The sequence below is a fragment of the Pseudomonas sp. ASL7 genome (assembly GCF_056680375.1).
On sequence record NZ_CM155279.1, the window covers coordinates 595,819 to 618,127 of the forward strand.

The 22,309-nt window shown below is 58.6% G+C and carries 20 protein-coding genes; 6 read left to right on the plus strand and 14 right to left on the minus strand.

The window, feature by feature from the left end:
• Positions 1-4: 4 nt before the first annotated feature.
• The gene (locus tag AC1MDT_RS02695) at positions 5-1,168 is read right to left on the minus strand and encodes an isovaleryl-CoA dehydrogenase (RefSeq protein WP_480420573.1); all 1,164 of its coding nucleotides are present in this window, start codon (positions 1,166-1,168) and stop codon (positions 5-7) included.
• Positions 1,169-1,460: 292 nt separating this feature from the next.
• On the opposite strand from AC1MDT_RS02695, the gene AC1MDT_RS02700 reads away from it, so the two are divergent.
• On the plus strand, positions 1,461-3,158 hold the full coding sequence (locus tag AC1MDT_RS02700) for an AMP-binding protein (protein ID WP_480420574.1): 1,698 nt from the start codon (positions 1,461-1,463) through the stop codon (positions 3,156-3,158).
• A 677-nt stretch (positions 3,159-3,835) separates the two neighbouring features.
• Here AC1MDT_RS02700 and AC1MDT_RS02705 read toward each other — a convergent pair.
• The 3 genes from AC1MDT_RS02705 to AC1MDT_RS02715 all read right to left on the minus strand — a co-directional run bounded on the left by AC1MDT_RS02705 (position 3,836) and on the right by AC1MDT_RS02715 (position 6,303).
• Entirely contained in the window at positions 3,836-4,735 is a 900-nt protein-coding gene (locus AC1MDT_RS02705; RefSeq protein WP_480420575.1) for a hydroxymethylglutaryl-CoA lyase, read from the minus strand.
• Between the two features lie 61 nt (positions 4,736-4,796).
• Positions 4,797-5,186 carry a MerR family transcriptional regulator gene (locus tag AC1MDT_RS02710; protein ID WP_480420576.1) on the minus strand — a complete coding sequence of 130 codons (390 nt, stop codon included), beginning with the start codon at positions 5,184-5,186 and terminating at the stop codon, positions 4,797-4,799.
• A 187-nt stretch (positions 5,187-5,373) separates the two neighbouring features.
• The gene (locus tag AC1MDT_RS02715; RefSeq protein ID WP_414909316.1) at positions 5,374-6,303 is read right to left on the minus strand and encodes a LysR family transcriptional regulator; all 930 of its coding nucleotides are present in this window, start codon (positions 6,301-6,303) and stop codon (positions 5,374-5,376) included.
• Positions 6,304-6,468: 165 nt separating this feature from the next.
• Between AC1MDT_RS02715 and AC1MDT_RS02720 the strand changes: the two genes are divergently transcribed.
• Positions 6,469-7,698, plus strand: a complete 1,230-nt coding sequence (locus tag AC1MDT_RS02720; RefSeq protein ID WP_414909315.1) for an acyl-CoA dehydrogenase — start codon at positions 6,469-6,471, stop codon at positions 7,696-7,698.
• A 128-nt stretch (positions 7,699-7,826) separates the two neighbouring features.
• Here AC1MDT_RS02720 and AC1MDT_RS02725 read toward each other — a convergent pair whose 3' ends face one another.
• Complete coding sequence (locus AC1MDT_RS02725) at positions 7,827-8,633, minus strand: TatD family hydrolase (protein WP_480420577.1); 807 nt, start codon at positions 8,631-8,633, stop codon at positions 7,827-7,829.
• Between the two features lie 235 nt (positions 8,634-8,868).
• Here AC1MDT_RS02725 and AC1MDT_RS02730 point away from each other — a divergent pair, with 235 nt between their 5' ends.
• From AC1MDT_RS02730 to AC1MDT_RS02740, 3 genes are all read left to right on the plus strand, one after another.
• On the plus strand, positions 8,869-10,290 hold the full coding sequence (locus AC1MDT_RS02730; protein WP_480420578.1) for an MltF family protein: 1,422 nt from the start codon (positions 8,869-8,871) through the stop codon (positions 10,288-10,290).
• Positions 10,291-10,394: 104 nt separating this feature from the next.
• The gene (locus AC1MDT_RS02735) at positions 10,395-10,829 is read left to right on the plus strand and encodes a DoxX family protein (protein ID WP_480420580.1); all 435 of its coding nucleotides are present in this window, start codon (positions 10,395-10,397) and stop codon (positions 10,827-10,829) included.
• 248 nt (positions 10,830-11,077) lie between these two features.
• Positions 11,078-11,386, plus strand: coding sequence for a class I SAM-dependent methyltransferase (locus AC1MDT_RS02740; RefSeq protein ID WP_480420581.1), 309 nt, complete (start codon positions 11,078-11,080; stop codon positions 11,384-11,386).
• 27 nt (positions 11,387-11,413) lie between these two features.
• Here AC1MDT_RS02740 and hutC read toward each other — a convergent pair whose 3' ends face one another.
• From hutC to hutH, 9 genes are all read right to left on the minus strand, one after another.
• Positions 11,414-12,151, minus strand: a complete 738-nt coding sequence (gene hutC / locus AC1MDT_RS02745; protein WP_480420582.1) for a histidine utilization repressor — start codon at positions 12,149-12,151, stop codon at positions 11,414-11,416.
• Positions 12,151-13,287: a histidinol-phosphate transaminase gene (gene hisC / locus AC1MDT_RS02750; protein WP_480420583.1), complete on the minus strand. Its 1,137-nt coding sequence runs from the start codon at positions 13,285-13,287 to the stop codon at positions 12,151-12,153. The genes hutC and hisC overlap by 1 nt, the downstream gene beginning before the upstream one ends.
• A complete protein-coding gene (locus AC1MDT_RS02755; RefSeq protein ID WP_480422687.1) occupies positions 13,284-14,084 on the minus strand; it encodes an amino acid ABC transporter ATP-binding protein in 801 nt (266 codons plus the stop codon). Before AC1MDT_RS02755 ends, hisC begins: the two co-directional genes overlap by 4 nt.
• Positions 14,085-14,224: 140 nt before the next feature.
• Complete coding sequence (locus tag AC1MDT_RS02760; RefSeq protein WP_480420584.1) at positions 14,225-14,896, minus strand: amino acid ABC transporter permease; 672 nt, start codon at positions 14,894-14,896, stop codon at positions 14,225-14,227.
• Positions 14,893-15,552 carry an amino acid ABC transporter permease gene (locus tag AC1MDT_RS02765; RefSeq protein WP_090322620.1) on the minus strand — a complete coding sequence of 220 codons (660 nt, stop codon included), beginning with the start codon at positions 15,550-15,552 and terminating at the stop codon, positions 14,893-14,895. Before AC1MDT_RS02765 ends, AC1MDT_RS02760 begins: the two co-directional genes overlap by 4 nt.
• Positions 15,553-15,627: 75 nt before the next feature.
• Positions 15,628-16,464, minus strand: coding sequence for a transporter substrate-binding domain-containing protein (locus AC1MDT_RS02770; protein WP_480420585.1), 837 nt, complete (start codon positions 16,462-16,464; stop codon positions 15,628-15,630).
• Positions 16,465-16,592: 128 nt separating this feature from the next.
• Positions 16,593-17,969 carry an FAD-binding oxidoreductase gene (locus AC1MDT_RS02775; RefSeq protein WP_480420586.1) on the minus strand — a complete coding sequence of 459 codons (1,377 nt, stop codon included), beginning with the start codon at positions 17,967-17,969 and terminating at the stop codon, positions 16,593-16,595.
• Positions 17,970-17,973: 4 nt separating this feature from the next.
• Complete coding sequence (locus tag AC1MDT_RS02780) at positions 17,974-19,170, minus strand: alpha-hydroxy acid oxidase (protein ID WP_480420587.1); 1,197 nt, start codon at positions 19,168-19,170, stop codon at positions 17,974-17,976.
• 95 nt (positions 19,171-19,265) lie between these two features.
• Entirely contained in the window at positions 19,266-20,795 is a 1,530-nt protein-coding gene (gene hutH, locus AC1MDT_RS02785; RefSeq protein WP_480420588.1) for a histidine ammonia-lyase, read from the minus strand.
• A gap of 417 nt (positions 20,796-21,212) precedes the next feature.
• On the opposite strand from hutH, the gene AC1MDT_RS02790 reads away from it, so the two are divergent.
• A complete protein-coding gene (locus tag AC1MDT_RS02790; RefSeq protein ID WP_480420589.1) occupies positions 21,213-22,175 on the plus strand; it encodes an isopenicillin N synthase family dioxygenase in 963 nt (320 codons plus the stop codon).
• Positions 22,176-22,309 lie beyond the last annotated feature (134 nt).

The window sequence follows — 22,309 nt, forward strand, 5'->3', positions numbered from 1 at the left end:
CCGTTTAGCGGGTTTCGTTGAACAGTTCGCGACCGATCAGCATGCGGCGGATCTCACTGGTGCCGGCGCCGATTTCATACAGCTTGGCATCACGCAGCAGACGACCGGCCGGAAACTCGTTGATGTAGCCGTTGCCACCGAGAATCTGGATCGCGTCGAGGGCCATTTGCGTGGCGCGTTCGGCGCTGTAAAGGATCACGCCGGCCGCGTCCTTGCGCGTGGTTTCACCACGCTCGCACGCTTGGGCTACGGCATAAAGGTAGGCGCGGCTGGCGTTCAGTTGGGTGTACATGTCGGCGACCTTGCCCTGGATCAGCTGGAATTCGCCGATGCTTTGGCCGAACTGCTTGCGGTCGTGGATGTACGGAACGATCAAGTCCATGCAGGCCTGCATGATCCCGGTCGGGCCACCCGAAAGAACAACGCGTTCGTAGTCGAGACCGCTCATCAGCACTTTCACGCCGCCGTTGAGCGCGCCGAGGATGTTTTTTTCCGGGACTTCGACGTCATCGAAAAACAGCTCGCATGTGTTCGAACCGCGCATGCCGAGTTTGTCGAACTTGTTGCTGCGGCTGAAGCCTTTCCAGTCTCGTTCGACGATGAACGCGGTGATGCCGTGCGGGCCTTTTTCCAGGTCGGTCTTGGCGTAGATCACGTAGGTATTAGCGTCCGGGCCGTTGGTGATCCAGGTTTTGCTGCCGTTGAGGACGTAGTGATCGCCACGTTTATCCGCGCGCAATTTCATCGATACCACGTCGGAACCGGCATTTGGTTCGCTCATGGCCAGGGCGCCGATGTGCTCGCCGCTGATCAGTTTTGGCAGGTATTTGGTTTTTTGTTCGTGATTGCCGTTGCGATTGATCTGATTGACGCAAAGGTTGGAGTGGGCGCCGTAGGACAGGGCGACCGAGGCCGAGCCGCGGCTGATTTCTTCCATGATCACTACGTGGGCCAGATAACCCAGGCCAGCGCCGCCGTACTCTTCCGGAACGGTCACGCCCAGCAGGCCCATGTCGCCGAATTTACGCCACAGGTCGGCGGGGAACAGGTTGTCAATGTCGATCTGAGCAGCGCGGGGGGCGATCTCTTTGGCGACGAAGGACTGGACCTGATCGCGCAGCATGTCGATGGTTTCACCGAGGGCAAAGTTCAGGGATGGATAGCTCATGGGTCACCTTTTGGCTTTTTGTAGGAAGAGGCGGGCAGCGATCGGGCTCTCACCTTTACGTTAACGTAAGCCTGTGACGAATGGCTGTCAATCACCCTTTACGTTAACGTCAACTTGAGCGAGAGTAGAGCCAGTTCAAGATAGAACGCGGACCAACCCTGTGGGAGCGAGCCTGCTCGCGAAAGCGTCGGATCAGTCGACATGGATGTTGAATTATCGACCTCTTTCGCGAGCAGGCTCGCTCCCACAGGTGACCGTCGGCAGCCCGTTAATAAAGACAATAGGGGTCGTCATGGATCAACCCAGTGCAAGCCCGCAGCGCAGTTACACCCGTGGTCCCCAGGACAAAGCGTTACTGGCGATGACCATCGGTCAGGCCTTCGATAACACGGTCGCGCAGTACCCGACCGGGGAGGCGCTGGTCGTGCGCCATCAACAGTTGCGCTACACGTGGCAGGAACTGTCCGACGCGGTGGATCTGCACGCCAGAGCCTTGTTGTCGCTGGGTTTGCAGACCGGCGATCGCCTCGGCATCTGGGCACCTAACTGTGCCCAGTGGTGTATCAGCCAGATCGCCAGCGCGAAAATCGGCGTGATTTTGGTCAACATCAATCCGGCGTATCGCAGCTCGGAAGTTGAATACGCATTGAAGCAATCCGGTTGCCAATGGCTGGTCTGCGCCGGCGCCTTCAAATCCTCCAACTATCACGGCATGCTCCAAGGCCTGGTGCCTGAGCTGGCTGAGCAATCCATCGGCAAGTTGCAGTGTGAACGGCTGCCGGAGCTGCGCGGCGTGATCAGCCTCGATGCGCAACCGCCATCAGGCTTCTTGCCCTGGTCGCAACTGGCCGATCTGGCCGCCAGTGTGTCAACCGGGCAATTGCGCGAACGTCAGGACAGTCTGCACTTCGACCAGCCGGTGAACATCCAGTACACCTCCGGCACCACGGGTTTCCCCAAGGGCGCGACCCTCAGTCACTACAACATTCTCAATAACGGTTACATGGTGGGTGAAAGCCTTGGCCTGACCGCCCATGATCGATTGGTGATTCCGGTGCCGCTGTATCACTGCTTCGGCATGGTGATGGGAAACCTTGGTTGCATCACCCACGGCAGCACGATGATTTACCCCAACGATGCGTTCGATCCGCTGCTGACCCTGAGCACCGCTGCCGAAGAAAAGGCCACCGCGCTTTATGGCGTGCCGACCATGTTCATCGCCATGCTTGATCAACCCGGGCGCACGGAATTCGATCTGTCGAACCTGCGCACCGGGATCATGGCCGGAGCCACCTGTCCGATCGAAGTGATGCGTCGCGTCATCAGCGAAATGCACATGAGCGAAGTGCAGATTGCCTACGGCATGACGGAAACAAGTCCGGTGTCTTTACAGACCGGTCCGACAGATGAGCTGGAATTGCGCGTCACCACCGTCGGCCGGACTCAGCCGCAACTCGAAAGCAAGATCATTGACGAGGCGGGCAACCTTGTACCGCGCGGTACCATTGGCGAACTGTGCACTCGCGGTTACAGCGTGATGCTCGGGTACTGGAACAACCCGCAAGGCACCGCGGAAGCCATCGACCAGGCAGGCTGGATGCACACCGGCGATTTGGCGAGCATGAACGACGAAGGCTATGTGTGCATTGCGGGCCGCAACAAGGACATGATCATCCGCGGCGGCGAGAATATTTATCCGCGGGAGCTGGAAGAGTTCTTCTTTACCCACCCGGCCGTGGCGGATGTGCAAGTGATCGGGATTCCGTGTTCGCGCTATGGCGAGGAGATTGTCGCCTGGATCAAATTCCACCCGGGCCATAGCGCCACCGAGCAGGAGTTGCAAACCTGGTGTAAAGAACGCATCGCGCACTTCAAGACACCGCGTTACTTCAAGTTCGTCGAAGAGTTCCCGATGACCGTGACGGGCAAGATCCAGAAATTCCGGATGCGTGAGATCAGTATCGAGGAAGTGCGTAGCAAACAGGTCTGAAGAGACCTTCTGTAGGAGCGAGCTTGCTCGCAAAAAAGTCAACGATAACGCGTGCATTCTGGAACAACGCGGTGCCCTTGAGTTCTTCGCGAGCAAGCTCGCTCCTACATGGGAGCGGTAAATGCTGAATGCCAGAAAGCACAAAGGGGAGCCGAAGCTCCCCTTTAATTTGTCGTTGCGTGTGCTCTTTTTTTATTATTGAGGGGCGGTCTGTTTTTGTTTTTAGTGACCGTGACCCTTTACCGCTGTTTTTATCGATCCCCATCCGGGATCAAGAGCAAACGTATTTTTTTGAGCGCTGATCTACTTTTTCGCTAAGCGATCCAACCAGTTCGGGAGCTACCTGAAGGTAGTTTTATTGTTCTCTGCCCGGTTGCGGGTTACTTCGAAAAGCACCCTGAAAAGCACATCTTCTCCAAAAAAATCTGTTAGCTGCGTCTCTGCCGTGTTGTTTTTGTTATGTCAGAGTCGTTACGTCTTATTTTTATTAGGGCTTGCTGCTTTTTTTGTTCTTGTTATGTCATAGAGATAGCAGAAGCCGTGCCAACTTTTAAAAATCCTTTAAAATCAACTATTTAAAAATTTGTAGGATTTTTCGGTCGGCTAAATCCAGACAAATTGTTTCCGTGTTACTCGCTTGTGCCCACGTTCCAGCGGGGGCGGTAACACCCGACGCCTCACTGTGCGCTTCGAGCCTTGGCCACGCGCGAACCCGTTGGTCGGCCTAGCACGGAGCAAATTTGCTGCCCCGCGAGAATCAATGCGTCCAGGTCGATTCCGGTCTTGATGCCTAAGCCATTGAGCAGGTAAACCACGTCTTCGGTGGCGACGTTACCGCTGGCCCCCTTGGCGTAGGGGCAGCCGCCCAGGCCGGCGATGGAGCTGTCGAATACCGAGATGCCTTCCAGCAGGCTGGCATAGATGTTGGCCATGGCCTGGCCATAAGTGTCGTGAAAGTGCCCTGCCAGTTTTTCACGCGGCACATCGGCGGACACCACTTCAAACATCTTGCGAGTCGCGCCAGCGGTGCCGGTGCCGATGGTGTCGCCCAACGAAACTTCGTAGCAGCCCATGGCGTAGAGCTCGCGAGCGACTCGTGCGACCTGCTCCGGCGCGACGTCACCTTCATAGGGGCAGCCCAGCACGCAGGACACATAACCGCGCACGCTTACGCCATGCTGTTTGGCGGCGTCCATGATCGGTACGAAACGCTCCAGGCTTTCGCTGATCGAGCAATTGATATTGCGCTGGGAAAATGCTTCGGACGCCGCCGCGAATACCGCGACCTCCTTGACCCCGGCGGCAATGGCGTCTTCAAACCCGCGCAGGTTGGGGGCGAGTGCGCCGTAGGTCACGCCTGGCTTGCGTCGGATCTGCGCGAAGACCTCGGCGGAGCCGGCCATCTGCGGGACCCATTTGGGCGAAACGAAACTGCCGACTTCTATATAGCCGAGGCCGGCCGCGGTCAGGGCGTCGACCAGTTGCACCTTATCCGCAACGCTGATGGGTTGGGCTTCGTTTTGCAGACCGTCGCGGGGGCCGACTTCGACCAGACGTACATGTGTGGGTAGGGACATGGGGTGGACCTGTGTTGATAGTTTGAAGACTGAGAAACCCCTTGTAGGAGCAAGCTCGCTCCTACAGGTTTTTGATCGTCTGCTCCAGCGCCTGGACGCAGCGCTCCTGCGCGGTGTCCAGTTCCAGCTTCATCTGCTCGATGTCGAGCATCTGTTGCTCCAGCTGTTCGCGGCGCTCGGCGATCTTGTTCAACATGGTTTGCAGCTGCTTTTGATTGCCGCCGGTGGGGTCGTAGAGTTCGATCAGCTCACGGCATTCGGCCAGCGAAAAGCCGATACGCTTGCCCCGCAGGATCAGCTTCAGGCTGACCTTGTCGCGGGGCGAATAGATGCGTTCCTGGCCGCGCCGCTCCGGGCTGAGCAGGCCTTGCTCTTCATAAAAGCGAATGGCTCGGGTGGTGATGTCGAGCTCGCGGGCTAGGTCGGAAATGCTGTAGGTCTGGCTGCTCATGGGCGCGCTCGAATAAGGTCATGGCGCTAAGCTAATGTCAGGTTGACGTTTACGTCAAGGGGCATGATTCCTCGGTGTTATTGCCGGCCTCATCGCGAGCAGGCTCGCTCCCACAGGTCATCTGAGCGCTGTAGATCCAATGTGGGAGCGAGCCTGCTCGCGATGAACGATGATGCGGTCCGAAGTCCTACACCTTATCGAGTTTCTTCTCATGTGCCGTCACCTGCTGGCACAGCTCGATCATCTGCTCGCGCATCCAGCGGTTGGCCGGATCCTGGTCAGTGCTTTCGTGCCAGTAGAGGTGGGTTTCAACGGGGGGTACATCGTTGACCGGCAGGCTGAAGGCGTGCAAATCATTACGCCGGGCGAAGCGTTCCGGCACTGTCATGACCATGTCGGTCTGTTGCAACACCTGGGATGCCATCAAGTAATGCTGGGAGCGCAGGGCGATCTTGCGTTGAATGCCCATTTTTCCAAGCGCCAGGTCGACATGGCCCAGACCACTGCGGCGGCTGGAGATATGAATGTGGGTCAGGGACAGATAATCATCGAGGCTGAATTTTTCTTTGCCCGCCAGCGGATGCCCCTTGCGCATGGCACATACGTAGCGGTCTTCCATCAACTTGACGTGACGCACCTGCGGGTCCGTGTTGAGGGGGGCATCCACGGCGAAGTCGAGACGCCCTGCCGCCAGTTCCTTGGTGGTCTCGCGGCGCTTGGACAGGAAGCTCTCGATGATCACCGTCGGCGCCAGGCGGCGCAGGCGCTGGAACAGCGGCGGCAGAATGATCGCTTCGGTGAGGTCGGTCATGCTGATGCGGTAGGTCTTCACCGCCTGCAACGGGTTGAAGATGCGGCTTTCCTGCACTGATACCCGCAGTAATGAGAGGGCGTTGCGCACCGGGCCGATGATGTTCTGGGCCATCGGTGTCGGCACCATGCCTTGGGCGGTGCGCACGAACAACGGGTCGTTGAAGGTTTCGCGCAAACGAGCCAGGGCGTTCGACACCGCAGGCTGGGTAATGCCGACAATTTGTCCGGCGCGGGTCAGGTTGGCTTCGGTGTAGATCGCGTCGAAGACGATGAAAAGGTTGAGGTCGACCTTGCTCAGATTCATTGCGCTGCACTCTTATTGTTGGGCTCTCAATCATCCGATCATATATCGGTGATGAATGTTAATACACGCCGAGAATAGGCTAGGTAAATTTTCATAGCTGTTCTAGCATCGATTGCATGACCTGAACAACACCTCTGAACTGTCAGTTAAAAAGGTAGAGCTGCCATGGATTTCGCTTATTCGCCCAAGGTGCAAGAACTGCGTGAGCGCGTGACCGCGTTCATGGATACCTACGTTTATCCCGCCGAAGCCGTGTTCGAACGTCAGGTCGCCGAGGGCGATCGCTGGCAGCCGACCGCAATCATGGAAGAACTCAAACTCAAGGCCAAGGCTGAAGGCCTGTGGAATTTGTTTCTGCCTGAGTCCGAGCTCGGCGCCGGGCTGACCAACCTTGAGTACGCGCCACTGGCAGAAATCATGGGCCGCTCGTTGCTGGGCCCCGAGCCGTTCAACTGCTCGGCGCCAGACACCGGCAACATGGAAGTGCTGGTGCGCTACGCCAACGAAGAGCAGAAACAGCGCTGGCTCGAACCGTTGTTGCGCGGTGAGATCCGCTCGGCGTTCGCAATGACCGAGCCGGACGTGGCGTCCTCCGACGCCACTAACATGGCCGCCCGTGCCGTTCGCGAGGGTGATGAGTGGGTCATCAACGGCAAGAAATGGTGGACCTCCGGCGCCTGTGATCCACGCTGCAAGATCCTGATCTTCATGGGCCTGAGCAATCCCGATGCGCCACGCCATGCGCAGCACTCAATGATTCTGGTGCCGGTGGATGCGCCGGGCGTCAAGATCGTTCGTCCGTTGCCGGTGTTCGGTTATGACGATGCGCCGCACGGCCACGCCGAAGTGCTGTTCGAGAATGTACGAGTGCCGTACGAAAACGTGCTATTGGGTGAAGGACGCGGCTTCGAAATCGCTCAAGGTCGTCTTGGCCCAGGCCGGATTCACCACTGCATGCGTTCGATCGGGATGGCCGAGCGCGCGCTGGAACTGATGTGCAAACGTTCGGTGAACCGTACGGCGTTCGGCAAACCGTTGGCACGTCTGGGCGGTAACATCGACAAGATTGCCGACTCGCGGATGGAGATCGACATGGCGCGGCTGCTGACGTTGAAAGCGGCCTACATGATGGACACCGTCGGCAACAAAGTGGCGAAGAGCGAAATCGCGCAGATCAAGGTCGTGGCACCGAACGTCGCCCTGCGGGTTATCGACCGGGCGATCCAGATTCATGGCGGGGCCGGGGTGTCCAACGATTTCCCGCTGGCCTACATGTATGCGATGCAGCGCACCCTGCGCCTGGCTGACGGCCCGGATGAGGTGCACCGCGCAGCGATCGGCAAATTCGAAATCGGTAAGTACGTCCCTAAAGAGATGATGCGCAACAGTCATTAAGACTGATTCGATCAATTGTAGGAGCGAGCTTGCTCGCGATTGACGCCAAACCACCGCGTATATCCAGAAAACACGCGTTATCGTTAGCGACCATCGCGAGCAAGCTCGCTCCTACAATTACGACTGCCTCAGTCGACCACTGGCAACCCGAAAAACGCCCGCGCGCACGCGGTGCTGTGCGCCGCCAGTTCTTCCTCGCTTTCCCCACGATGCAACGCCACTTCACGTAATACTTCGGTGAGGAAGGCCGGTTCGTTTCGGCCATTTTTCGGTTTGGGCCGCAGACTGCGCGGCAGCAGATACGGCGCATCACTCTCCAGCATCAACCGACCCCGTTTGATCTCTTTCACCAACGGGTGCAGGTGCGTGCCTCGGCGCTCGTCGCAGATCCAGCCGGTGATGCCAATGTGCAGATCCAGATCGAGGTAACTGAACAGCGCCTTTTTTTCGCCGGTGAAGCAGTGCACGACGGCAGCAGGCAGCTGATCACGGAAATCACGAAGGATTTCCAGCAGTCGTTGACTGGCATCGCGCTCGTGAAGGAACACCGGCAATTGCAACTCGACCGCCATCGCCAGATGTTCTTCCAGGACCTTTTCCTGCTGCGGACGCGGCGAGAAATCGCGGTTGAAGTCCAGCCCGCATTCACCCACGGCCATCACGTTCGGCTCCTTGAGCAAACTGCGCAGACGCTGGGCGCTGTCGGCGTTCCAGTCGCTGGCCGAATGGGGGTGAATGCCAGCGGTGGCGAACAGCCGTTGCGCCGTTTCATCCAGTTGCTGGCACAATTCCAGTGCCTGTTCGCTGCCCTCGACGCTGGTGCCTGTGAGCACCAATTGGCAGACACCGGCCGCATAGGCGCGGTCGAGTACCGCCTGGTGTTTGTCGGCAAAACTGGGGTTGGTCAGGTTGACGCCGATATCGATGAGTTGCATGGTGCTACCTCGGACCAAAGGCCGGAAAGCATATCAGAGCTGTAGATTTATAAGAAAAACCAAGAACTACAACGAGTTAAAGCTGTCTCTTGATGCCGCGAGACAGGTCGGGTTGGCCAGCGTGCCATCACCGTGCCAGTCTTTCGCACTTTGCCAGCGCTCAAGGCGCTCTGTTTCTGTCGTTCGATTTCACCAAAATGTTGAAATCGACCCCAGTATTCTTTCCGGAGAGTGGATGACACGTCCCTCGGTTTTGCTACTGTTGTGTTGTTCGTTGCTGCTGCCGATGCCGGCGGTTGCACGTCTGGCCGGACCGCTGCAAGCCGTGCCGTCAACCAAGGTGCGCGATCTGGCGGACATCCGCAGCAGCCGCGTGCTGCGGGTGCTGGTCAATCAGAGCCGCAACAGTTCCGGCGAAGTCCAGGGCCAGGCCATCGGCGTCGAATACCATCGCCTGCGCGCCTTCGAGCAATACCTCAACGGTCACGCCCGTGACGGTCAGGAAATCACCCTCAAGATCATTCCCAAAGCCAAGGATCAACTGCTCGGTGCATTGCAGCGCGGGGAGGGTGATCTGGTTGCGCCGGGGGAACTGCTCGATCTGCATTCGGGCTATGCCGTCAGCACCAGTGAACCGGTTGCCAGCAACATTCCGCTGCTATTGGTCGGGATCAAAGGTGAGAAGCGCTATACCCGTCTCGAACAACTCTCTGGCAAAACCCTGGCATTACCCACTGGCAGTGCTGCCGGGGATGCGGTCAGTCAGATCAATCAGAAGCTCGCCCTGCATAAATTGCCACCGGTGAAGATCGAGTGGGTTGACCCCACCCTGGCGGTCGAAGACGTTCTGGAGATGGTCCAGGGCGGGATTTTTCACCTGACCATCGTCGAGCAACCGATTGCCGAGCGTTGGGGCAAGATCCTGCCCAACTTGCGTTTCGATCGGCAGGTGCTCATCAATGATCCGGGTGAAGAATTCTGGTTCGTGCGCCGCGATGCCTCAATGCTGCGGGCGAGCATCGATCGCTTCCTCATAGGCTACAAAAATCCATCGGATCAGGATGCCGCTTTCCTGCGGATCTATCGACGCCTGTATCAAGTTCACTATCCATTGGCCAAGGCTGATCGCCAGCGTTTGGAACAACTTCGACCGGTGCTGCAGAAACACGCCGATGCTCAAGGCATGGACTGGCTGAACCTGGCGGCACTGGCGTTCAAGGAAACCGCTTTGCAACCCAGCGCCAGCAACGGTAGCGGTCCCACTGGCCTGATGCAGATCACCCCGTCCGCCGCCCAACGGGTAGGGATCAATAACATTCAGAACCTCGACGCCAATGTGCAGGCCGGGGCCAAGTACCTGGCGATGATCCGCCGCAAGTTTTTCGCCAGCCCTAAACTCAACGAACGTGAGCGCATGGCATTTGTGCTGGCGGCTTACAACATCGGACCGGAGCGGGTTCAGGGCATGCGCGCCGAAGCACGGCGGCGTGGGTTGAATCCCAATCAATGGTTCTTCCAGGTCGAGCGCATCGCCATGGAGCAGGTGGGAATGGGACCTGTCAGCTATGTTAATAGCGTGAACAAGTATTACCTGGCGTTCGATCGGGAGCGGGAGTCGTTGGAGCCCCAGGGGCAGAAAGTTGCCTCACGGAAATGATCGACTAAACTGATTATTATTGCGGAAAAATCGCGCTTTTAACATTTGGTTTACTGATTAATATAGCGGCCAACCCACTCTCAACTCAAAATGGATGACACAGCATGAGCTCACTGATCAACAAGGTATTGTTTACCCGCGCTGGCTACGGCCTGACTGTTCTGCGGATCTGCGTCGGCATCATCTTCGCTGCCCACGGCTCGCAGAAACTGTTCGGCGCGTTTGGTGGTTACGGCTTGGCGGGCACCGCGCAGTACATGGAGAGCGTCGGCTTGACACCCGGGTATCTGATGGCAACGCTGGCGGGTGGCACGGAGTTCTTCGCCGGCCTGGCCTTGATCATCGGTTTGTTGGTCCGCCCGGCTGCACTGGGGCTCATCTTTCTCTCGGTGGTAGCCATCCTCTCGGTGCACATCCATAACGGGCTGTTCTTGGCTAACAACGGTTTTGAATTCGCCTTGGCCCTGCTGGGTGGCAGTATTGCGGTATTGGTTGAAGGTGCCGGCAAGCTGTCTGTCGACCGCGCCATCGCAGGGTAACCTCACTGGCTCAACAAAAAGGCCCGCATTGTTCGGGCCTTTTTTGTTGCTCGGGATTCTTGACACTGTCCAGTCAGCTTCTCTAGGATGCTGCTCATGCGCCGATTTAAACAGCTACTTGCGGGGCGCCAGGTGACTCATCCAGTTGCCTATAGAAGCTTGAAACAGGCTTCGAAATACCGCTAAAGCGCTGGTTCGGTGTTGCCTCTCACCTGCCATGCAGACTTTTGAGGCAGAGACACGACACGATGAATGCACTAAGCCCCGTTGTACGCCCCGCGCCGATCACGGCACATCTCACCCAGCGCAATCCAAAAATCCTGCTTGGCGGTAAACATCAGCCGACGCTCTTGCGTTATCTCGATGGCTGGCCACGTCGTGCCGGTGGCCCTGCAGCCTTCCTGATCCAGTTTGTCGAGGACGGTGAGTCGCTGGCTCGGTTTGCCAGCGACAGTTTCGATCTGGCGGTGATCCAGTCGCCCTGCATCGAGGATGCCCCGCAAGTGATCAAACAACTGATCCGTGTCGCCCGGCAAGGGTTGATTACTCGCCGCTGAGTCGAGGAAAAAAGTTTTCGTCAGGGCTCAACTGTCTCTGTGCGCTCCATTCACCGGCATGCGACTGCCCAGTCGATAGCGTGAGGAGGGATGGATCAGGCGCACATAGGTGACGATTTTGCTCTGACTCCAGGTTCGGCGCATGAGGACCAGGCAGGGTTCATTGGCATCGATTTGCATGTGTTTGGCTTCATCGCTGCTGGGGTGGCTGGCTTCGACGATATGTTCCATTTCATCGGGCCTGATCACCTGCAACAGGTACCTTGCCGGTTGCAGGTGCTCACCAAAGTCTTGCTGAAGAAATTCCGGTACCAACTCGGGATTGACGTAACGATCCTCGAGTTGCACCGGTACGCCTTCCTCGCAATGCACACAGATCAGATGAAAAACCGAGGAGCCGGTGGCCAGCGCCAGTGCGGCGGCCACCGGCATCGAGGCCGCTTCGCGTCCCAGGTGCAGGACGCGGCACGTGTAGCTGTGACCCCGGGCAATGATCTCGTCGGCGATGTTGGTGATTCGCAGCAGATTCGATTGCGGTTTGCTTTCGGCCACGAAGGTGCCGACGCCCGAGATTCGCACCAGATGACCCTCTTCGGTCAGTTCACGCAATGCCCGGTTGACGGTCATGCGCGACATGCCCAGTTCCTGCACCAAACGGTTCTCTGAAGGGATCAGGTCGCCGGGTTTCCAGACACCCGCGCGAAGCTGGCCTTGCACAAAATCCTTCGCGCGCCGATAGAGCGCCTGCGGTGCATTTTTCATCATTAGTCGGTCCGCGTCTCTTGTACGGCAAGCACGCTTGCCAAGGCTGTCAGAAAAAGGTCGTTATCCTCACAGCTTCCAATAGATACCCGCAAGTGATTAGCGTATCCGGCTTCGCGCCAGGGTTTGATGATCACCCCCTCACGTAACAGCGCCTGATTGATCACTTCGGCAGGATAAGGGGTGATGAAGTACAGGAAATTGGCCATGGACGGTGCGGTCGAGATGCCTTGTTCCTGCAGAGCGATCGCCAGTCGCCGGCGTTCGCTGGCGACATGGGAAAGGCAGGCTTGCAGATGTTCGTCGTCGGCCAGCGCCGCAACCGCCGCGGCCTGTGCCACGCGGTTAACGTTGAAGGGCGTGCGCAGACGGTTGATCAGATCGGCCAGCAGCGGATCGCTGACGATACCGTAGCCAACGCGCAAACCCGCCAGGGAATAAGCCTTGGAGAAGGTCCGCAGCAGGACAAACGGTTTGCCGCAGGCCTGAATCAAGCCCAGGCAATCCGGATAGTCGGCCTCCTGTCGGGCGTATTCATAATAGGCCTCATCGAACACCAGCAAACACTGTGCGGGCAATGCGTCGAGCAACTGCTGCAACTCGTCGGCGCTCAGGGTGCAGCCCACCGGATTGGACGGGCAGGAAAACATCAGCAAGCGCGTGCGTGGCGTGAGTGCGGCGACCATCGCCGCCACGTCGAAGGTGCCTTCGGCGGTCAACGGTACGCCTACCACCCGGGCACCGGCTGCCATTGGGTAGATAAAGTGCAAGCCGAAGGACGGTACCACGGTGACGACTTCATCGTCGTGGTCCAAAAATACCCGACTGATGACGCTCAGCAAATCTTCCGAGCCATTGCCGAACACCAAGTGATCTTCCGGTACGTCGAGTTTTTTCGACAGTGCGGCGCGTAATGCCTGGCAACCGGCATCAGGGTACAGCGCAATTTCACTGCAGGCCTTGGCAATTGCGGCGGTAACGGCGGGTGCCGGGCCCATCGGGTTTTCATTGCTGCCCAGTTTGGCAACGCGGGTCAGGCCGAAGCGCTTGCGCACCGCATCCGAGCCGAGGCCGGCGTTGTAGCTGGCCAGGTCACGTACTTCGGCGCGGGCTAACAGATTCAGATCGTTGGCATTCATACAGGGCTGACCTCTTTGGTGTCTTGCCAGAAGGCATTGCGATCCAGGTAGTTCTGCAAAAATTGCTGCAGACGCGGCTGTTCGGCGTTGTGAAAGATTTCGTGGGGCGTGCCGTGAGCGACCACCTGACCCTGATCGAGAAACACCACCGAATCGGCAACCTGGGCGGCGAAGCCCATTTCATGGGTGACCACCACCATGGTCATGCCTTCCTTGGCCAGGGTCTTCATGACCTGCAGCACTTCGCCGACCAGTTCCGGGTCGAGGGCAGAAGTGGGTTCATCGAACAGCATGATGTGCGGCTCCATTGCCAGCGCCCGGGCGATTGCCACGCGCTGTTGCTGACCACCGGACAGTTGCGCCGGATAGGCCGCCGCCTTGTGGGCCAGCCCGACTTTATCCAGCATCGCCATGGCTCGTTGCCGGGCGTCATCGGCGGATAACTTGCGCACGCGCAACAAGGCTTCACTCACATTGCCAAGGGCGGTCATGTGCGGCCACAAATTGAACTGCTGGAAGACCATGCCGACATTGCGCCGCACCAGATTGATTTGCGACTGTGCCGCGCGCTTGCGGCCCTTGCCGTTTTCCGGCACCCAGCCCAGTAACTGGCCTTCGATATAAATCTCGCCCTCGTCGTATTCCTCAAGGAACGCCATGCTGCGCAGCAGGGTGCTTTTGCCTGAGCCGGAAGGGCCGATCAGGCACACCACTTCAGAATGCCGGACCTGCAAGTCGATACCCTTGAGTACACGCAGATTGCCGAAGCTCTTGCCGACGTTGTGCAGTTTCAGCATCGGCTCGCTGTTGTCGGAGAGTGCCTTGGAAGTCTTCATCGCTTCACCTGATTGTTTCAATACGGATGATGGTTGCGGGCCTATTGGCGTCGAAGGGGCGGAGTTCGTGCGCAGGTCCGCGGCGGCAGAAAGGGGGCCTTTCATCGCGGCTGCTTCTGCATGAATCGCCCGACGCGCACTTCCAGCAGCATGCCCATCCGTGAACAGGCTTCCACCAGCAGCAGGTAGCCGATGCATAGCACCAGCAGGGTTTCGACGAAGGCGAAGGTTTCCGAGCCAATGCCGGTCAGGACCATGGTCAGTTCGGGGATGGTGATAATCGACAGCACGGCGGTTTCCTTGCACAAAATGGTGATCAGATTGACCAGCGCCGGCAGGATGATCACCAGCATTTGCGGAATCTGAATGCGCACGATGCATTGCAGGCGGCTGATGCCCAGGCAGTCGGCGGCTTCCAGTTGTCCTCGGGCTACGGACTCAAAACCGGTACGGAAAATTTCCGCGAAATAAACGCTGCCATAAATGCCCAAACCAAGAATGCCCGCCGGAATGGGGTCCAGGCTCAACCCGAAAGACGGGCCGCCGTAGTACACCAGGAACAACTGGACCAGAAACGGCGTACTTCGAATCATCTCGATGAATACCCGCAACGGCGCGCGAACCAGGCTGTTACCGAACAGTTGGGCGACGGCAATCAATAGGCCCAACAGCAGACCCAGCACCACACCCGTGGACCAGGTACCGAGGGTGACCATGAAGCCTTCGCCGATGTCGCCGAGGTGGTCGGTGATGATCGTGGGGTCAAAGATCATGCGGTGCGCTCCTTCAGATGGCGTTCCAGCAGGCCGCCGAAGAACGCCAGCGGGATGTTGATCAGGCAATAGAAGCCAGCCAGCATCAGGTAGTCCTGAACGAACATGTAGTCACTGGCCGCGATGTTCTGCGCTGTGCGGGTCAGGTCGGCCAGCCCCACCACTGAGACCAGTGACGACGCCTTGATCAGCAGGATCATTTCATTGACCAGTGCCGGCAGGGTCAGGCGCACGGCTTGAGGGACACGAATGCGCACCAGCATTTGTCCTGAGCTCAGCCCCAGCAGGCCGGCGGCTTCGAGTTGACCGCCGGGAATGGCGAGAAAACCACCGCGCATGATTTCTGCGATGTACGCTCCCGCCGCCAGGGACAGGCCGATCACCGCCGCCACCATGGGTGAAACGTTGGGCAGGCCGATACGCGGCAGGAAGTAATAAATGAACAGCAATTGCACCAGCAGTGGAATGCCGCGGAACACGAATATATAAGCGCCACCCAGGCGTCTGAGCAACGGCAGGGGCGACAGACGCAGGCTGCCGACGATAACGCCGATGACAAAGCCAATGGCCAGTGCCGCGACGGAAATCTCCAGGGTCACCAGCAGGCTGTCCAGCAGCAGCGGCAGGTTTTGCAGCAGTAAAGGCCAATCGAACATCGTCGTGCCTCCAACATGGATAAATCACCGGCTCGGCTGAGCCGGCGATCCGTTCATCGATCCCCCAGACTTTGTTTACCAGGTAGGCTCGAAGTCAGCTTTTGGCACATCCATTTCGGCACCCAGCCATTTCTTTTGCAGGGCTGCGAGACGGCCGTCATCGTGCATTTTCAGCATGGCGGCATCGAGTGCAGCGATCAGGCTGTTGGCGTCGTCATCCTTGCGCCCCAGGTAGGCGAAGTAGGATTTCTTGCCGAACGGAGGCATCACCACTTTGTACTTGTCCGGGTGTTGCGCGGCGACGTAGGTAATGTTCGGCAGAGAGTTGGCGACCGCAACGATGCGCTTGGTCCCAAGCTCTGCGTAGGCCTGGTTGTTGTCGATGTATTCACGCACATCGACTTTTTTCGGCAGGGTGGCGGCGAAGGTTTTCAGCTCTTCGAGCTGCGCCGAGCCTTTGCCTGCGCCCACGACTTTGCCGGCAATGTCTTCGGGCTTATTGATGGGGCTGTCCTTGGCGCTGACCAGCAACGCTACGGTTGCCTCGGCTATCGGCATGAGGAAGTGGTAACGCTCCTTGCGTGCTTTAGTCACGATGATAGGCCCTGCGACGATGTCGAATTTCTTGGCTTCCAGCCCTGGCAATACACTTGGCCATGGCAGGTCCATGAACCTGACCTTGACGCCCAACTCTTTGCCCAACTGATCGAACAGTTCGGAGTTCAGGCCTTTCTGTTTACCGTTCTCGGTGAAGTCGAAAGGTGCAAATTGCAGTTCGGTGCCCACCACCAGTTCACCGGCCTTTTTCACATCGGCCAGTTGGTCAGCCTGGGCCGCCATACAGGCGCCAGCCAGGGCCAAAGCGATGCACAGGCCGTTGAATTTTTTACTGAACAGAGAATCGAGTTGCATGGTGTAACTCCTTCGTCAGGTACAGCGATGCTTATGGTGTGTGTTGGTTCTAGTTATGTGTTGCGGGTGATTCATTACCGCTACAGCAGTTAACGTGCCACAGCGGTATATACAGCTTGAATAAGTGCTCAACCGAGGATTTTTCCCGGATTGAGAATGCCCTTGGGGTCGAAGCAATCCTTGAGTTGCTGCATCGCCTCGCGAGCCTCGAGGCTGACCGAGTAATGGAGAAACTCGCGCTTGAGCAGGCCGATGCCATGTTCGGCCGAGACCGAGCCGCCCAGTTCGCCGACCGCGCTGTAAACCAGCTCTTCGACCTCAAGGAGGGGGGCGGGTTGGGGCAAGGAGGCGCAGTCGACGGTCAGGTGCAGGTTGCTGTCACCGATGTGGCCGAAATACACACTGTGGTTTCCCGGCCAACGTTGCTCAAGGCGTTGGCGACAGCGTTCGACGAAGTCGCCGATCAAGCCGATGGGCAGGCTGACGTCGAAGTTCAACGGGGTCATGCGCAGGGGGAATTCGCCGGTCGCTTCACGGATCTTCCAGAGTGCCCTGGCCTGGGTCTGGGAACTGGCCAGTACCGCGTCAACCACTTCACCGGCGGCAACGGCCTCCTCCAGCGTCTCTTCAAGCAGGTTCCGAGGGCTGGCTGACTCGAGCAATACATACAGCGGATGATCGAGCGACATCGGGGGTGTCGGGTTTTCCAGCCAGGAAACTCCCAGGCGGAAGAAGTCTTGCCACATCAGTTCATAGGCTTGCGGAGTCCCCACGCTGCGTTGCACCCGGCGCAGCAGGCTGACGGCACTGGGGTAATCGGGCAGGGCGCAGAGCAGGGTGGTGGTTTCGCCGGGTGTCGGGGCCAGTTTCAATACCGCACAGGTGATCACCCCAAGGGTGCCTTCGCTGCCGATGAAGCACTGTTTCAGGTCATAACCGCAGTTGTTCTTGATCATTTTGTTGAGCAGGTTGAGTACCCGACCATCGGCCAGCACCACCTCCAGCCCGAGTACCAGGTCACGGGTCATGCCATAGCGGATCACCGCATTGCCGCCAGCATTGGTGGCGATGTTGCCGCCAATCTGGCATGAACCCCGAGCGCCGAGATCCAGCGGGAACACAAAACCAGCCGCGAGAACCGCTTGCTGGATCTCCTCCAGCGTAGTGCCGGCCCAGACGCTGATGGTCGCCGCCGCCGGGTCGATTTCTTCAATGCCGCGCAGACGCTCAAGGGACAGGGCAATGTCCGTCTCGCGAGGCACTGCCCCACCCGCCAAACCGGTCATTCCGCCTTGGGGTACCACCGATTGCCCTGCGTCATTGCAGATGCGCAAGGCGCTTGCGACCTGCTCCGTGGTGCGCGGCAGCAACAGCGCGGCAGGGCAGGCCGGTGCATGGCCGGTCCAGTCGCTGTAGTGCCGTTGACTGATATCGGCACCGGTCACCACCGCGGCATCACCCAGCGCCTGGCGCAATTGTTCTAGGGTCTGTTGCAGATCGTTCATCGGTTCAACTCACGGTGAAGGAAGTGGAAGGCGTCGCGCACAGTTGGCGACGGTCGAGCTGGTTCAGGTCCGGCGTACCGAGTAATGACAGGGCTAGGCGCAGCTCTTGAGCGAGCAGGTCGAGGGCATGGCGGGCACCTGCTTGTCCGCCGACAGCCACTCCATACAAAGTAGCGCGCCCGAGTAAAACTGCATCGGCACCCAGGGCGCAGGCTTTGAGTATGTCGGTGCCACGGCGCACGCCGCTGTCGAGCAGTAGCGTCAGCTTGCCTTTGGCCACGGCGGCAATCGCCGGCAGGCAGTCGATGCTGGCGGGAACACCGTCCAGTTGCCGGCCACCGTGATTGCTCACCACCAGCCCGTCGAGGCCCAGCGCAACGGCTTTCTCGGCATCGGCCGGGTGCAACACCCCTTTGAGCAGCAGCCGTTGTGGCCAGCGGTCGCGCAGTCGGGCGAGGGCATCCCAATCGAGCCCGGTGTCCATCTGGCTGCCGATGAAATGGGCGGCACCTTCGATGTTGCGTTGCTCGACGGGCAGATAACGTTCGATGTTGCCCAGGTTCGGCAGGCCATGGGGCCACAGCGCCTGGGCCATCCAGCGTGGATGATTCAACACGTCGAGCTTGTTGCGCAGGCTCAGTTGCCGGGGGCGGATAAAGTTGCGTTTATCCCACTCCCGATTGCCCAGCAGCACGGCATCGCTGGTCAACAACAAGGTCGTGCAACCCACGGCGCTGGCGCGTAGCAACAGGTCTTCATGGACCTTGGGATCGCGCAGGCAATACAGCTGGAACCAGAGATTCACCTCCGGCACTGCCGCCACCACTTGTTCCAGGGAACTGGTGGAAACGGTGCTCAGGGTGAAGGGCAGGCCGAGCTCGGTAGCGGCCCGAGCCAGGTGAATATCGGCATCGCGATAGAGCATGGCGTTGTAGCCGGTGGGGCCGATGGCGATGGGCAGCGGCAGTGCTCGCCCAAACAGCGAGCGCTGGGATTGGGTCACGCAGCAGGGCACCAGGGTCTGTGGTAACAGGGCGATATCAGCGAAGCCCTGACGGTTGCGGCGCAAGGTCAGTTCTTCCTCGGCGCCACCCTCCAGGTATTCCCAGGCGAAATGTGGCAAGCGTTGGCGGGCCATCGCGGCCAACTCGGCAATGCTCTGTGCTCGACGAAAATCGGGGCCTGAGTAATAGCGACGCATGGCACTTCCCATCGGCTGCGAAAGAATAAGTGTTCGCCGCAGCAACGCCGCAGCGAACGGGTTCGGCTCAGGATTACAGAGCCTTGGTGTACACATCAGGTGTATAGACGTTCGGCAGGCAGCCAGCGAGTGAACGCTGCGCTTTCGACCCAGGCCCGTGCGGCGGCGATGTCGGGTGCGAAGTAGCGGTCTTCATCGTAGTGAGCGACTTCTCTGCGAATCATCGTCAGCACTTCGCCGAGTTTTTCCGAGGTCTGCAGTGGGGCATGCAAATCCACGCCTTGTGCCGCACCCAGCAGTTCGATGGCGACTACCGCGCTGCTGTTACCGGCCATGTCCAGCAAACGACGTGCCGCAAAGGTCGCCATCGAGACGTGGTCTTCCTGGTTGGCCGACGTCGGCAGACTATCCACCGAGGCTGGATGGGCGAGGGTCTTGTTCTCTGAGGCGAGGGCAGCAGCGGTAACCTGAGCGATCATGAAACCGGAATTCAAACCGCCTTCGCGCACCAGGAAGGCCGGCAGTCCCGAGAGTGCCGGATCAACCAGTTGGGCGATCCTGCGCTCAGACAGCGCACCGATTTCTGAAATGGCCAGGGCCAGTACATCGGCGGCCATGGCGACCGGTTCAGCGTGGAAGTTGCCGCCGGAGAGCACGTCTCCATCGGCACAGAACACCAGCGGGTTATCCGAAACGGCGTTGGCTTCACGCAGAAACACCCCGGCGGCGAAACGCATGTGATCCAGGCACGCGCCCATCACCTGGGGCTGGCAGCGCAGCGAATACGGGTCCTGCACCCGGTCGCAGTTGCGGTGGGATTCACGAATCTCGCTCGTGGCCAGCAGTTCGCGGTAGAACAATGCCACGTCGATTTGCCCCGGTTGTCCGCGAACCGCCTGGATTCGCGGATCAAAAGGCACGTCCGAGCCTTTCAGTGCTTCCACGCTCAGGCTGCCGGCGACTACCGCTGCACTGAACAGCTTTTCGCAAGCGAACAGACCACGCAAGGCCAGCGCCGTCGAAACCTGGGTGCCATTGATCAGCGCCAGGCCTTCCTTCGGCCCCAGTACCATCGGTTCGAGGCCGGCAATCGCCAGGCCTTCGACGGCATCCATTTCACGGCCTTCATGACGCACTCGGCCGACACCGATCAACACAGCCGACATATGCGCCAATGGCGCCAGATCGCCCGAAGCACCGACGGACCCTTGTGACGGTATGCACGGATAAACCCTGGCGGCATAGAGCTTGCTCAGGGCCTGAATAACTTCCCAGCGAATCCCGGAAAAACCACGGGCAAGGGAGCCGACCTTGAGCGCCATGATCAGGCCGACACTGGCGTCATCGAGTAACGGGCCGGTGCCCGTGCAGTGCGACAGCAGCAGGTTGCGTTGCAGCTTGGCCAGCGATTCGGTGGCGATGGAGGTCCGTGCCAGCAGGCCGAAGCCCGTGTTGATGCCATACACCGTGCGTTGGTTGGCGATAATGTCGTCTACCGTACGAGTACTCGCATCGACAACGTCGCGTGCAGCCGGGTCCAGTTCGAAAGGGCTTTGCAACTGGTAAATGGCGCGCAATTGATCGAGGGTGAGTTGGCCGGGTTTGAGCTGCAACGATACATGCATTGAGAGTGTCCTGACGTCAGGGTGGTGGGAAACAGGGTAGCTATACGCTCCTGTATATACAGGTAGAGCAAGATGCAGGCCATAATGCAGGATTCGGTCGCTGAGTAGCGTTCCAGACGTGGTTTGTCCACGACAAAAGAATCAAGCCAAGGCTGCACTTTGTTCAATGCTGTAACCAAAGGTTGCACCAGGTTCGGTCACTCCGCCCCCTGCTGGGGCGAAGGGGAACCAATGGGTAACAGGTTGTTTTCGGTTTTGTGTCGAGATTTAAAAGCGGTATTCGCTTTAGTCCGAGGCTTGCAAGCGAGTGCCTGGTTGGGCGGCATAGTAAATGCTTTCGGCTGTATATACCGGTTCGTCATTCGCTGACGAAACCTTCATCCAGCGACTGTATGCACGACGTACTCAGGAGTGAGCATGACCTCTAGCACCAATCTGCCGTTGATCGATATGTCCGGTGTCCGCGAAGGTGATCAGGCGAGTATTCGTCGAGCCGGTGACGCTATTCGAGAAGCCTGTAGCGAAACCGGCTTCTTCTACATCGTCAATCACGGTGTACCGCAAACGGTAATCGACACCGCTATGGCGGCAGCCAGGCAGTTCTTTGCCTATCCGACCGAGGTCAAGCGTCAGGTGGCGGTGAACAATCGGCATCGAGGCTGGCATGCGTTGGGTGGTGCGACCATGTATGAAGCCACGAAACCCGATCACAAGGAGTTCTTCAGTATTGGCCTGGAGCTAGCGGAGGATGATCCTTGTGTACTCGCTGGTGAGGCTCTGCGTGGCCCGAATCAGTGGCCACCCTTCATGCCGCAATTGCGCGAAGCGCTAACTGAGTACTATTCGGAAATCGCAAAGGCCGGAGCGGATCTGCTGAAGGCGGTGGCTGCCGGGTTGGGTATCGAAGAAGACTTCTTCATGGATAAGTACACCAAGCCTCTGCAGCGTACGCAGATGGTCTATTACCCGCCGCAACCGCCGCAAGCCGAGGCTGATCAGTTTGGGGTAGCGCCTCATACGGATTACGGCTGCATAACATTGCTTCATCAAGACAACAGCGGTGGTTTGCAGGTGCGTGAGTTGGGCTCCAATCGATGGATCGAGGCCACGCCAATTCCGGGCAGTCTGGTGGTGAATGTCGGAGACTTGTTGGCGCATTGGTCCAACAATCGTTTTCGTTCGACCCTGCACCGGGTCATCAACTCTTCAGGCCATGAGCGCTACTCGATTGCGACGTTCTACGACCCGACTTACAGCGCCACAGTCGATCCCTGCGATCTGGGTATCGACCGGGCGCAGAGCCTTTATCAGCCGGTGGCCGCGGGAGACTACATTCTCAAGCGTATAGATGACTCAATGGCCTACCGTAAAAAGCACTAGTGCCGAGTCGTTGATTCACGGGTCAGGAGTCCGTGCAGTTTTAATGCCCGCGACTCTTCATGATCCTTGCGCATTGGAAGCGCCTCGGCATTAGTCATCGCACAATATAGGGGGGCGTCATATATTGTGCGATG

What these genes read in the sequence shown, in the direction of transcription:
- AC1MDT_RS02760 (WP_480420584.1), bottom strand. Translation starts at nt 14,896, where the DNA reads ATGATCTTTGACCCCACGATCATCACCGACCACCTCGGCGACATCGGC.
- hutH (WP_480420588.1), bottom strand. Translation starts at nt 20,795, where the DNA reads ATGCATGTATCGTTGCAGCTCAAACCCGGCCAACTCACCCTCGATCAA.
- AC1MDT_RS02780 (WP_480420587.1), bottom strand. Translation starts at nt 19,170, where the DNA reads ATGCGTCGCTATTACTCAGGCCCCGATTTTCGTCGAGCACAGAGCATT.
- AC1MDT_RS02790 (WP_480420589.1), top strand. Translation starts at nt 21,213, where the DNA reads ATGACCTCTAGCACCAATCTGCCGTTGATCGATATGTCCGGTGTCCGC.
- AC1MDT_RS02740 (WP_480420581.1), top strand. Translation starts at nt 11,078, where the DNA reads ATGAATGCACTAAGCCCCGTTGTACGCCCCGCGCCGATCACGGCACAT.
- AC1MDT_RS02705 (WP_480420575.1), bottom strand. Translation starts at nt 4,735, where the DNA reads ATGTCCCTACCCACACATGTACGTCTGGTCGAAGTCGGCCCCCGCGAC.
- AC1MDT_RS02720 (WP_414909315.1), top strand. Translation starts at nt 6,469, where the DNA reads ATGGATTTCGCTTATTCGCCCAAGGTGCAAGAACTGCGTGAGCGCGTG.
- hisC (WP_480420583.1), bottom strand. Translation starts at nt 13,287, where the DNA reads ATGAATGCCAACGATCTGAATCTGTTAGCCCGCGCCGAAGTACGTGAC.
- AC1MDT_RS02735 (WP_480420580.1), top strand. Translation starts at nt 10,395, where the DNA reads ATGAGCTCACTGATCAACAAGGTATTGTTTACCCGCGCTGGCTACGGC.
- AC1MDT_RS02710 (WP_480420576.1), bottom strand. Translation starts at nt 5,186, where the DNA reads ATGAGCAGCCAGACCTACAGCATTTCCGACCTAGCCCGCGAGCTCGAC.
- AC1MDT_RS02770 (WP_480420585.1), bottom strand. Translation starts at nt 16,464, where the DNA reads ATGCAACTCGATTCTCTGTTCAGTAAAAAATTCAACGGCCTGTGCATC.
- AC1MDT_RS02755 (WP_480422687.1), bottom strand. Translation starts at nt 14,084, where the DNA reads ATGCTGAAACTGCACAACGTCGGCAAGAGCTTCGGCAATCTGCGTGTA.
- AC1MDT_RS02700 (WP_480420574.1), top strand. Translation starts at nt 1,461, where the DNA reads ATGGATCAACCCAGTGCAAGCCCGCAGCGCAGTTACACCCGTGGTCCC.
- AC1MDT_RS02725 (WP_480420577.1), bottom strand. Translation starts at nt 8,633, where the DNA reads ATGCAACTCATCGATATCGGCGTCAACCTGACCAACCCCAGTTTTGCC.
- hutC (WP_480420582.1), bottom strand. Translation starts at nt 12,151, where the DNA reads ATGATGAAAAATGCACCGCAGGCGCTCTATCGGCGCGCGAAGGATTTT.
- AC1MDT_RS02715 (WP_414909316.1), bottom strand. Translation starts at nt 6,303, where the DNA reads ATGAATCTGAGCAAGGTCGACCTCAACCTTTTCATCGTCTTCGACGCG.
- AC1MDT_RS02775 (WP_480420586.1), bottom strand. Translation starts at nt 17,969, where the DNA reads ATGAACGATCTGCAACAGACCCTAGAACAATTGCGCCAGGCGCTGGGT.
- AC1MDT_RS02765 (WP_090322620.1), bottom strand. Translation starts at nt 15,552, where the DNA reads ATGTTCGATTGGCCTTTACTGCTGCAAAACCTGCCGCTGCTGCTGGAC.
- AC1MDT_RS02730 (WP_480420578.1), top strand. Translation starts at nt 8,869, where the DNA reads ATGACACGTCCCTCGGTTTTGCTACTGTTGTGTTGTTCGTTGCTGCTG.
- AC1MDT_RS02695 (WP_480420573.1), bottom strand. Translation starts at nt 1,168, where the DNA reads ATGAGCTATCCATCCCTGAACTTTGCCCTCGGTGAAACCATCGACATG.